The following is a 9,072-nucleotide window of genomic DNA, read 5'->3' as shown; positions in this document are numbered from 1 at the left end:
GCCCCACGAACGCCGCCTGCCCGAACGAGGTCAGCCCGCCGACCCCCGTGAGCAGCACCAGCCCCAACGCCACCAGTGCGTACAGGCCGATGTAGTTGAGCAGCGTGACCGTAAATTCCGACATGCCCAGCCCCGCCGCCGCCAGCAGCGCGAGGCCGACGCCGATGATCCAGATGGAGCGCAGGCGCATCATTCCTCCTCCACGTGGCGGGAAGCGAGCGAGCGCCAGATCAGCACGGGGATGATCAGCGTGAACACAATGACTTCCTTGTAAGCGCTGGCCGCAAATGAGGAGAAAGCTTCGAGCAGGCCGACCAGCACGGCGCCGGCCGCAGCCAGCGGATAGCTCGCCAGGCCGGCAATGATCGCAGCCACGAACCCCTTCAGCCCAATGAGGAAACCGGTGTCGTAGTAGATGGTGGTGATGGGCGCGATGAGGATGCCGGAGAAGGCACCGATCAACGCACACAGCAAGAAGCTGAGCTTGCCGGCAAGGCTGGTCGGTATGCCCATGAGCCGCGCGCCCACCCGGTTTACCGCCGTGGCGCGCAAGGCCTTGCCATAGAGCGTGCGCCCGAATACCACGGTAAGAATGAAAATGAGCACGATGGAGCAGCCCACGACCCACATGGTCTGCGCCGAGATGGGTATGCCGCCGAGCTCGAAGCTCCCCTCGGAGAAGGGCGGTGTGCGCGACCCCTCCGCACCGAAGAACAGCAGGCCCAGCCCCACCATCGCAACGTGCACGGCCACCGATACGATCAGCAAGACCAGCACGCTGCTTTCGGCCACGGGCTGGAAAGCCAGCCGCCACACCATGGGCCCCATGGGCACCACCGCCAGCAAGGCGAATACGATCTGGACTGCGAGCGGCAGCGCCTGGAAATCGACGAAGCGCGCAATCGCGAAGACGACGGCGGGATACAGCAGATTCCAGCCTGCCGCGCGCGGGATGTGCCGCCAATCCCGGTCGCGCCACGCGCTCCAAAGCTCGACGAGCATGACGGCGCAGCCGCCGATGAGCAACAGCCACACCGTGCCCGGCAGCTTGCCGGCTTGCAAGGCGGCCAAGGTCAGCGCGCCCCAGGAGACAAACTCGCCTTGGGGAATGAACACCACGCGCGTGACCGTGAAAGCCAGGACGAGCGCCAAGCCAAGCAGCGCATATATGGCGCCGTTGACGACGCCGTCCTGGACGAGGAAAAGGGCGATCTGTAGATCCATGTCAGCTCCGCCGGGCGGCCCCGCAGGGCCGATGCGCCCCGCCCGGGGCAGCGAAATCGAAAAACAACATAAAAAAGCCGCGCGCCCATCATGGCGCGACGGCGTTTCCCCAACGGGATGCTTCCGGCTTGGAGCCGCCCGGCAGACGCGCTCCAGGGTGCCGGTCGTTCACTACGATGCGCGGCCGAACGTTGCCGGTTCGCCGACGCCGCCCGAAGCATACCGGACGGCAGGGCATCTGGCGCGCATGCCTTCGAATACCTTGACTGCCTTTTACTTGAGCAGCTTCCAGGCGCCGTTCTCGATGGTCACCATCACGCGGGAACGGTTGTCCAACCCGACGTGATCGGAGGCGCTCATGTTGAACACGCCATGGGCGCCGGCCACGTTCTTGGCGTTTTCCAGGGCGTCGCGCAACGCAGCGCGGAACTCCGGCGTACCCGGCTTCGCCTTCTGGAGCGCAACCGGCACCGCCGCTTCGATCAGCTTGCCGGCGTCCCAGGCATGGGCGCCAAAGGTAGAGACAGAACCCTTGCCGTAGGCAGCTTCGTATTTCTGCACGTATTCCGTGGCCGAAGCCTTGACGGGATGGTCGGCAGGCAGCTGTTCAGACACCAGCACCGGGCCGGCAGGAAGGAACGTGCCTTCCATGTCCTTGCCGCCGACACGCAGGAAGTCGTTGTTGGCCACGCCGTGGGTCTGGTAGTACTTACCGCGGTACCCGCGCTCCTTGAGCGTTTTCTGGGGCAGCGCGGCGGGGGTGCCGGCCGCGCCGATCAGCACCGCATCGGGCTTGGCCGCGATCATCTTCAGTACCTGTCCCGTGACGGAAGTGTCGGTGCGGTTATAGCGTTCGTTGGTCAGCACCTTGATGCCCGCGGCCTGCGCCACCTTGACGAACTCCTGGTACCAACCTTCGCCGTATGCGTCGGCAAAGCCGATGAAGGCGACCGTCTTGACCTGCTGGGCCTGCATGTGCTCGACGATGGCCTTGGCCATCTCGGCATCGTTTTGCGGCGTCTTGAAGGCCCACCGCTTCTTGGCGTCCTGGGGTTCGACGATGATGGCCGAGGCCGCCATCGAGATGACCGGCGTGCCGGTTTCGGCGGCGATGTCGACCATGGCCAGCGAGTTCGGGGTGATGGTGGATCCCACCATCACGTCGACCTTGTCTTCAGTCACGAAGCGGCGCGCATTCTTGACCGCGGTGGTCGTGTCGCTCGCGTCGTCCAAGACGATGTAATTGACTTTTTGGCCCGCGATGGTCTTGGGCATCAACGAAAACGTGTTCTTCTCGGGTATGCCCAGGGAAGCGGCCGGACCGGTGGCGGAGACGTTGACGCCCACGGTGATGTCGGCCTGAGCGGCCACGGCGAAGACGGCAAGGCCCACGGCCACGCCCAGTTTGCTGATGGAAAACATGGAAGTCCCCACTTGTTGTTTCGATTCTGGATTGGAAGTTCCGCCCCGCCGCGCGGGCGGCGTGCCGGAAAGAGCCGGATTCAAGCCTCTTCGATCGCAGTCGATTCCGACTCCCGCTTCTTGATCATGCGCGCCGCCAGCAGGCCCACTTCATAAAGCAGGCATAAAGGTACTGCCAACATGAACTGGCTGACAACGTCGGGCGGCGTGACGATGGCCGCCACGACGAAGGCCCCGACCACCACGTAGCCGCGCGCCGCCGCCAGCTTGGCGACGGTCGTAATCCCCGTCTTGACCAGCAGCACCACGGCCACCGGTACCTCGAACGTCAGGCCAAAGGCCAGGAACATCGTCATCACGAAGTTCAGATAGGCCTCGATGTCGGGCGCCGGCGTAATGGATTGCGGGGCGAAGGTCGCGATGAAGTGGAAAACGGTCTTGAAAACCACGAAATAACAAAACGCCATGCCCGCCAGGAACAACACCGTGCTGGAGACGATGAGCGGCAGTGCCAGGCGCTTTTCGTGCTGGTACAAGCCCGGCGCGACGAAGGCCCACGCCTGGTACAGCACGTAAGGCAGGGCAATCACGAAGGAGGCCAGCAGCGTGACCTTGACCGGCACCATGAACGGCGTGATGACCCCGGTGGCGATCATGCGGGTGCCCTCCGGGAGCGTGGCAAGCATGGGCTGCGCCAACACGTCGTAGATGGCCGACGCGCCGGGATAGAAAAACAGCACGATGAACACCGCGACCACGGCGATGATGGCCCTGAGCAGCCGGTCGCGCAGCTCCACCAGGTGAGAGATGAAGCTGTCCTCTGGCAAAGTTTCTTTGTCTGTCACGTTTTTTCGCTTTCGCGTACCGTCGGGGCCCCGGCCGGTTGGCCGGCAGCGGGTTGATGGACAGCGGGCGGCAGCAGGTCGGCCGGAAACAGCGATCCCTGGACGAGGTCGTCGCCCGGCTCGCTCCCGGCGGCGGGCGGCGTCGTGGGGGCCGTTTCAGCCGCATGCGCCGGTTCGGCGCCCGCCGCAGGGTGAGGCCCGCCCGCAGCGTCGCCGGTAGGTTCCGCGGCCGGCCCTGGCAAGGGCTCCGACGACGCCGCCTGGACCTCCCGCGCGGCTTCTTCGACCGTATGCTGGACCTCGCTGAGCCCTTTGTTCAGGTCGTCGACGTTGGTCCGGATCGTGGTTTCGAGCGAGCGCGCCGCATCTTCCATTTCCTTGCGCAGGTGGCGCAGCTCGTCGAGCTCCATTTCCCGCCGGATGTCGCTCTTGACGTCGCTGACGTAACGCTGCGCCCGCCCCAGCAGGTGGCCGACGGTGCGGGCCACCTTGGGCAGCCGCTCGGGGCCGATGACGATCAGCGCCACCACCCCGATGGTGAGAAGCTCGGTAAAACTGACGTCGAACATTCAGCGCCCTGTATCGGCGCCAGGCGCCATCGTTTTAGTCATGGATCAAGAACCCGGCAAAAAAGCGCGATGGGACGCAGCCGGCGGCTCGTCCCAGGTTGCGAAGGAAATCGCCCCATGCGGGAGATCATGCGGCCGGGAACCGAATGCCCCGGCCCGGCCGGCGAACTGCCTCCCATGCCCCCGGGCCGGCGCCCGGGCTGGCTCGCTCAACGCGCGGGAGGCGCCTTCTCCTTCGCTTCGACATCGATGGTTTCGGCCGCCACGCGCTTCGGATCGCCTTCGGCGGCAGTCGAGGCCGAGGTCGTATCGCTGCCTTCCTTCATGCCCTCCTTGAAGCCTTTCACGGCGCCACCGAGATCCTGCCCGAGGTTCTTCAGCTTCTTGGTGCCGAAGATCAGCACCACGATCAGAAGAACTACCAGCCAGTGCCAAATGCTAAAGCTACCCATTCCATGCTCCACGCCTTGCGGCGGATGATCGTCCAGTGTTACGGGCGGAAACCGCCGGTGGTTCAGTTGCGCTTCCAGGGCCGCGGGCCGCCTATGACGTGATAGTGCAAGTGCGGCACCTCTTGCCCGCCGTCCGCGCCGTTGTTGACCATCAGGCGGAATCCCCCTTCCGGCCCGGGGCGACAGCCCTGCTCCAGCGCCAGACGGGGAATCAGAACTTGCATTCTACCCAAGAGCGGCGCGTCGCTTTCCGTGATCTCCTGCAGCGAGGTGATGTGCCGCTTGGGGATGACCAGGAAATGTACGGGCGCAATGGGATTGATGTCGTGGAAAGCGAAGATTTCGTCGTCTTCGTAGACCTTGCGGGACGGGATTTCCCCGCGCGTGATCTTGCAGAATATGCAGTTGTCGCTCATTTCGTTTGGTTCGTGGCGTTGCCGCTGCGCGCGGCTTTTTCATCCAAACCCGACACGCCCTCGCGCCTCGCAAGCTCGGCGACGACCTGTTCGGGACGCAAACCGTAATACTCCAGCATGACGAGACAATGAAACCAAAGATCAGCGGTCTCGTAAATGATCTTTTCCGGCACGCCGTCCTTGGCCGCCATGACCGTCTCGGTCGCCTCTTCCCCGATTTTCTTCAGGATGCCGTCCGGCCCCTTGCTGAAGAGGCGAGCCACGTAAGAGGAGTCGGGGGAGCCGCCCCGTTCGGGCCTGCGGCTGGCGATCGTATCTGCCAGCCGCGCCAGGAAATCGTTCATTTGTAAATGCTCTCCGGATCCTTGAGGACGGGGTCGGTCTCCACCCAGCGCACGCCGCCCTCGCCTTCGGTTTCCAGGCGGCGGTAGAAACACCGCTCGCGCCCGGTGTGGCAGGCAATGCCGCCGACCTGCTCGACGCGCAGCAGCACCACATCGCCGTCGCAATCGAGCCGGATTTCGCGCACCCGCTGCACATGGCCAGACTCCTCGCCCTTGCGCCAGAGGCGCTTGCGCGAGCGCGACCAGTAGGTGGCATTGCCGGTACGCAGCGTCTCGCGCAGCGACTCACGGTTCAGGTAGGCGAACATGATGACCTTGTTCGTCGTGACCTCCTGGGCAATGCCAGGCACGAGCCCGTGCTCGTCGTAGACGATGGCATCGAGCCAGGCTTCCTGGTCCGCAGGCAAAACGTCGCGCTCGGTGCTCATGCTCTATCCAACCTTACGCTGATGCCGCGCTCGGCCATGAAACGCTTGGCCTCCTGCACGGTGTGCTGCCCATAGTGGAAAATGCTCGCGGCCAACACGGCATCGGCATGGCCTTCGGTGATGCCATCGGCCAGGTCCTGCAACGACCCCACCCCGCCGGAAGCAATGACCGGGATCGGCACCGCGTCCGACACCGCGCGGGTGAGCTGGAGGTCGAAGCCCGAGCGCGTGCCATCGCGGTCCATGCTGGTAAGCAGGATCTCGCCGGCGCCGTACTCAGCCATCTTGCGCGCCCACTGCACGGCATCCAGGCCGGTAGCGTTGCGCCCGCCGTGGGTGAACACCTCCCAGCGCGGCGGTTCGCCTTCGGCCGAGACGCGCTTGGCGTCGATCGCGACCACGATGCACTGCGACCCGTAGCGCCCCGAAGCCTCGCGCACCAGCTCGGGATGGGTGACGGCCGACGTATTGATGCCGACCTTGTCCGCGCCGGCGTTCAGGAGCCGGCGCACGTCCGAAACCTGGCGCACCCCGCCGCCCACGGTGAGCGGGATGAAAACCTGTGCCGCCACCTGCTCGATCACCGACAGGATGATGTCGCGCTGATCGCTAGAAGCGGTGATGTCGAGGAAGGTGAGCTCGTCCGCCCCCTGCTCGTCGTAGCGGCGCGCGATCTCTACCGGATCGCCGGCATCGACCAGGTTCACGAAATTGACGCCCTTGACGACGCGGCCGGCGGTCACGTCCAGGCAGGGAATGATGCGACGTGTGAGCATGCCTACCCCTTACGCGCGCCGCGCGCAGGGGAACGCGCCCCGGTGTGTGCGCGCGGCAGCCCCTCGGAGGTGCAGAATGCCGCGGCGGCGCGGACCGGACCAGCCGGCGCCGCGTTGCCCCGGGAGGGGGCGCGGAGTGCTGTTGCAACCATGAATGACTCGATAAGCAAATGTTCAAAATGCCCGGCCTGGGTTGCCGGAGCGGAAGGCCTGCGGCGAAGCGGAGGCCCCGCAAGCCTTTAGCGTACCGCGAATCGGGCGGCGGACCGTAGGGACAGCCAGGAGCCGCGGGCGAGCCGGCGGCGCGCGGTGGGACCGGGGAACCGCCTCTTCCCCCTGGCTTCTTTAATCGTTAATGCGAGCCGCTCAGTTCGTCCGCCAGGGCCTGGGCGGCCTGGAAGTCCAGCGTGCCCTCGTAGATGCTGCGGCCCAGGATCGCACCTTCGATGCCCTCGTCTTCCACCTCACAAAGTTTCTCGATATCGGTGAGGTTGGCGATGCCGCCCGAGGCGATGACCGGGATGCGGACATGCTGGGCCAGCTTGACCGTGGCTTCGACGTTGACACCCGAGAGCATGCCGTCACGGCCGATGTCCGTGTAGATGATGGATGCGCAGCCGTAGTCTTCGAACTTCTTTGCCAAGTCCGTGACGTCGTGCCCGGTCAGCTTGCTCCAGCCGTCGGTGGCGACCTTGCCGTCCTTGGCGTCGAGGCCGACGATGATCTGGCCCGGGAAGGCGCTGCAGGCATCGTGCAGGAAACCCGGGTTCTTGACCGCGGCAGTGCCAATGATGACGTAGGAGATGCCGCTGTCCAGGTACCGCTCGATGGTGTCGAGGTCGCGGATGCCGCCGCCGATCTGCACTGGGATTTCGTCTCCCAGGGCATCCACGATGGCCTTGATGGAGGCCTCGTTCTTGGGCTTGCCGGCAACCGCACCGTTCAGGTCCACGAGGTGCAGGCGGCGCGCCCCCTGGTCCAGCCAATGGGTGGCCATGGCGGCGGGTTCTTCGGAGAACACGGTGGCATCGTCGAGATCGCCCTGGCGCAGGCGGACACAACGACCGTCTTTGAGATCAATCGCGGGAATGAGAAGCATGGCGAATCGGAGCGTCGTTCGTATCGGGAAGCACTAACTGGGCGACTAGGCGAAAAGACCGGCCGGATCCCGGCTGGCGGAATTCATGGATTCCATCTCACGAAATTCCGATAAATGCGCAAGCCCGCAGCGGCGCTTTTTTCGGGGTGGAACTGAGTTGCGAAAATGTTATCTCTGGCTACTGCGCAGGTAAAGGCGACCCCGTAATCGGATTGACCGGCAATTACCCCAATATCGGCGGGAACCACGTAATAACTGTGGACAAAATAGAAGTAGGTGCCGTCGTCCACGCCTTCCCAGAGCGGGTGCTCCATCGTCTGGCGGACCTGGTTCCAACCCATGTGCGGCACCTTCAGGCGGTCCGGGCCTTCGAAGGCAGGGCCGGCGAAACGAATCACCTCGCCCTCGAACAGCCCCAGGCCGTCGGCCGGGCCTTCCTCACTGCGTTGGAACAGCATTTGCTCCCCGACGCACACGCCCAGCAGCGGCTTGGTGCGCGAAGCCTCGATCACGGCGTCGCGCAGGCCGGTTTCGGCCAGGTTGCGCATGCAGTCGGGCATGGCGCCCTGCCCCGGAAACACGACGCGATCGGCCGCGCGTACGCCCTCTGCATCACTGCAGATGCGCACGTCGGCCTCGGGCGCCACGTGTTCCAGCGCCCGGGCCACCGAGCGCAAGTTGCCCATGCCGTAATCGACCACCGCGATGCGGGTCATAGCACCCCCTTGGTGGACGGCACGGCGCCGCCGGCGCGCGGGTCGACCTCGAGCGCCATGCGCAGGGCGCGGCCAAAGGCCTTGAATACCGTCTCGCATTGATGGTGGGCGTTGACGCCCCGCAAATTGTCGATGTGCAGGGTTACCAGCGCGTGGTTCACGAAGCCCTGGAAGAACTCGCGCGTCAGGTCCACGTCGAACTGGCCGATCATCGCCCGCGTGAACGGCACGTGGAATTCCAGGCCCGGGCGGCCCGAGAAATCCACGACCACCCGCGACAGCGCCTCGTCCAGCGGCACGTAGGCATGGCCATAGCGGCGGATGCCAGCCTTGTTGCCGACCGCCTTGGCCACGGCCTGCCCGAGGGTAATGCCGACATCTTCGACCGTATGGTGGGCGTCGATGTGCAGGTCGCCCTCGGCGACCAGGTCGATGTCGATCAGGCCGTGGCGCACGACCTGGTCAAGCATGTGATCCAGGAACGGAACGCCGGTCTGCAGGTTCTGCTTGCCGGTGCCGTCGAGGTTGACGACCGCGCGTATGCGCGTCTCGTTGGTATTGCGGGTGATCTCGGCGGTGCGCATGATCGTTTCGGGATAGTCGGGTTGATAGGGCTGCGTCGGCATTATGACGAAGCATCCGGCCGCGCTGGGGCAGCCGCGGCCTCGTCCAGGCGGTACTCGGCGCTGTGCGCGTGGGCCTGCAGCCCCTCTCCGTACGCCAGCGTCGCGGCGATGCGTCCGAGGGTCTGGGCCCCCGCGCCCGACACCTTGATCAGGCT

12 protein-coding genes and 1 pseudogene are annotated in these 9,072 nt (G+C 65.1%); all 13 read right to left on the bottom strand.

The window, feature by feature from the left end:
- A pseudogene (locus IRZ12_RS12620) lies at nt 1-190 on the bottom strand (metal-dependent hydrolase); the annotation flags it as partial.
- Nucleotides 190-1,224, bottom strand: coding sequence for a branched-chain amino acid ABC transporter permease (locus IRZ12_RS12615; RefSeq protein ID WP_296468934.1), 1,035 nt, complete (start codon nt 1,222-1,224; stop codon nt 190-192). The gene IRZ12_RS12615 and the pseudogene IRZ12_RS12620, both read right to left, overlap by 1 nt.
- A 273-nt stretch (nt 1,225-1,497) precedes the next feature.
- Nucleotides 1,498-2,646 (bottom strand): ABC transporter substrate-binding protein, encoded by a 1,149-nt coding sequence (locus tag IRZ12_RS12610; RefSeq protein WP_296468932.1) that lies wholly within the window; start codon nt 2,644-2,646, stop codon nt 1,498-1,500.
- A gap of 80 nt (nt 2,647-2,726) precedes the next feature.
- On the bottom strand, nt 2,727-3,491 hold the full coding sequence (tatC, locus tag IRZ12_RS12605; protein ID WP_296468930.1) for a twin-arginine translocase subunit TatC: 765 nt from the start codon (nt 3,489-3,491) through the stop codon (nt 2,727-2,729).
- The gene (gene tatB, locus IRZ12_RS12600; protein WP_296468928.1) at nt 3,488-4,060 is read right to left on the bottom strand and encodes a Sec-independent protein translocase protein TatB; all 573 of its coding nucleotides are present in this window, start codon (nt 4,058-4,060) and stop codon (nt 3,488-3,490) included. Before tatB ends, tatC begins: the two co-directional genes overlap by 4 nt.
- Before the next feature lie 209 nt (nt 4,061-4,269).
- The gene (tatA, locus tag IRZ12_RS12595; RefSeq protein WP_296468926.1) at nt 4,270-4,512 is read right to left on the bottom strand and encodes a Sec-independent protein translocase subunit TatA; all 243 of its coding nucleotides are present in this window, start codon (nt 4,510-4,512) and stop codon (nt 4,270-4,272) included.
- 62 nt (nt 4,513-4,574) lie between these two features.
- The gene (locus tag IRZ12_RS12590; RefSeq protein WP_296468924.1) at nt 4,575-4,928 is read right to left on the bottom strand and encodes a histidine triad nucleotide-binding protein; all 354 of its coding nucleotides are present in this window, start codon (nt 4,926-4,928) and stop codon (nt 4,575-4,577) included.
- Entirely contained in the window at nt 4,925-5,272 is a 348-nt protein-coding gene (locus tag IRZ12_RS12585; RefSeq protein WP_296468922.1) for a phosphoribosyl-ATP diphosphatase, read from the bottom strand. Before IRZ12_RS12585 ends, IRZ12_RS12590 begins: the two co-directional genes overlap by 4 nt.
- A complete protein-coding gene (gene hisI, locus IRZ12_RS12580) occupies nt 5,269-5,700 on the bottom strand; it encodes a phosphoribosyl-AMP cyclohydrolase (protein ID WP_296468921.1) in 432 nt (143 codons plus the stop codon). Before hisI ends, IRZ12_RS12585 begins: the two co-directional genes overlap by 4 nt.
- Entirely contained in the window at nt 5,697-6,476 is a 780-nt protein-coding gene (gene hisF / locus IRZ12_RS12575) for an imidazole glycerol phosphate synthase subunit HisF (RefSeq protein WP_296468919.1), read from the bottom strand. Before hisF ends, hisI begins: the two co-directional genes overlap by 4 nt.
- 352 nt (nt 6,477-6,828) lie before the next feature.
- Complete coding sequence (hisA, locus tag IRZ12_RS12570) at nt 6,829-7,575, bottom strand: 1-(5-phosphoribosyl)-5-[(5-phosphoribosylamino)methylideneamino]imidazole-4-carboxamide isomerase (RefSeq protein WP_296468917.1); 747 nt, start codon at nt 7,573-7,575, stop codon at nt 6,829-6,831.
- Nucleotides 7,576-7,658: 83 nt separating this feature from the next.
- The gene (gene hisH / locus IRZ12_RS12565) at nt 7,659-8,291 is read right to left on the bottom strand and encodes an imidazole glycerol phosphate synthase subunit HisH (RefSeq protein WP_296468915.1); all 633 of its coding nucleotides are present in this window, start codon (nt 8,289-8,291) and stop codon (nt 7,659-7,661) included.
- A complete protein-coding gene (hisB, locus tag IRZ12_RS12560) occupies nt 8,288-8,875 on the bottom strand; it encodes an imidazoleglycerol-phosphate dehydratase HisB (protein ID WP_296468936.1) in 588 nt (195 codons plus the stop codon). Before hisB ends, hisH begins: the two co-directional genes overlap by 4 nt.
- Between the last annotated feature and the right edge of the window lie 197 nt (nt 8,876-9,072).

Origin of the sequence: Pigmentiphaga sp., assembly GCF_019689535.1 — a bacterium.
Classification (GTDB): domain Bacteria; phylum Pseudomonadota; class Gammaproteobacteria; order Burkholderiales; family Burkholderiaceae_B; genus Pigmentiphaga.
This window is presented reverse-complemented; position numbering and strand designations above follow the sequence as displayed.

What these genes read in the sequence shown, in the direction of transcription:
- hisA (WP_296468917.1), bottom strand. Translation starts at nt 7,575, where the DNA reads ATGCTTCTCATTCCCGCGATTGATCTCAAAGACGGTCGTTGTGTCCGC.
- IRZ12_RS12610 (WP_296468932.1), bottom strand. Translation starts at nt 2,646, where the DNA reads ATGTTTTCCATCAGCAAACTGGGCGTGGCCGTGGGCCTTGCCGTCTTC.
- hisH (WP_296468915.1), bottom strand. Translation starts at nt 8,291, where the DNA reads ATGACCCGCATCGCGGTGGTCGATTACGGCATGGGCAACTTGCGCTCG.
- tatB (WP_296468928.1), bottom strand. Translation starts at nt 4,060, where the DNA reads ATGTTCGACGTCAGTTTTACCGAGCTTCTCACCATCGGGGTGGTGGCG.
- hisI (WP_296468921.1), bottom strand. Translation starts at nt 5,700, where the DNA reads ATGAGCACCGAGCGCGACGTTTTGCCTGCGGACCAGGAAGCCTGGCTC.
- IRZ12_RS12590 (WP_296468924.1), bottom strand. Translation starts at nt 4,928, where the DNA reads ATGAGCGACAACTGCATATTCTGCAAGATCACGCGCGGGGAAATCCCG.
- tatA (WP_296468926.1), bottom strand. Translation starts at nt 4,512, where the DNA reads ATGGGTAGCTTTAGCATTTGGCACTGGCTGGTAGTTCTTCTGATCGTG.
- hisF (WP_296468919.1), bottom strand. Translation starts at nt 6,476, where the DNA reads ATGCTCACACGTCGCATCATTCCCTGCCTGGACGTGACCGCCGGCCGC.
- IRZ12_RS12615 (WP_296468934.1), bottom strand. Translation starts at nt 1,224, where the DNA reads ATGGATCTACAGATCGCCCTTTTCCTCGTCCAGGACGGCGTCGTCAAC.
- hisB (WP_296468936.1), bottom strand. Translation starts at nt 8,875, where the DNA reads ATGCGCACCGCCGAGATCACCCGCAATACCAACGAGACGCGCATACGC.
- IRZ12_RS12585 (WP_296468922.1), bottom strand. Translation starts at nt 5,272, where the DNA reads ATGAACGATTTCCTGGCGCGGCTGGCAGATACGATCGCCAGCCGCAGG.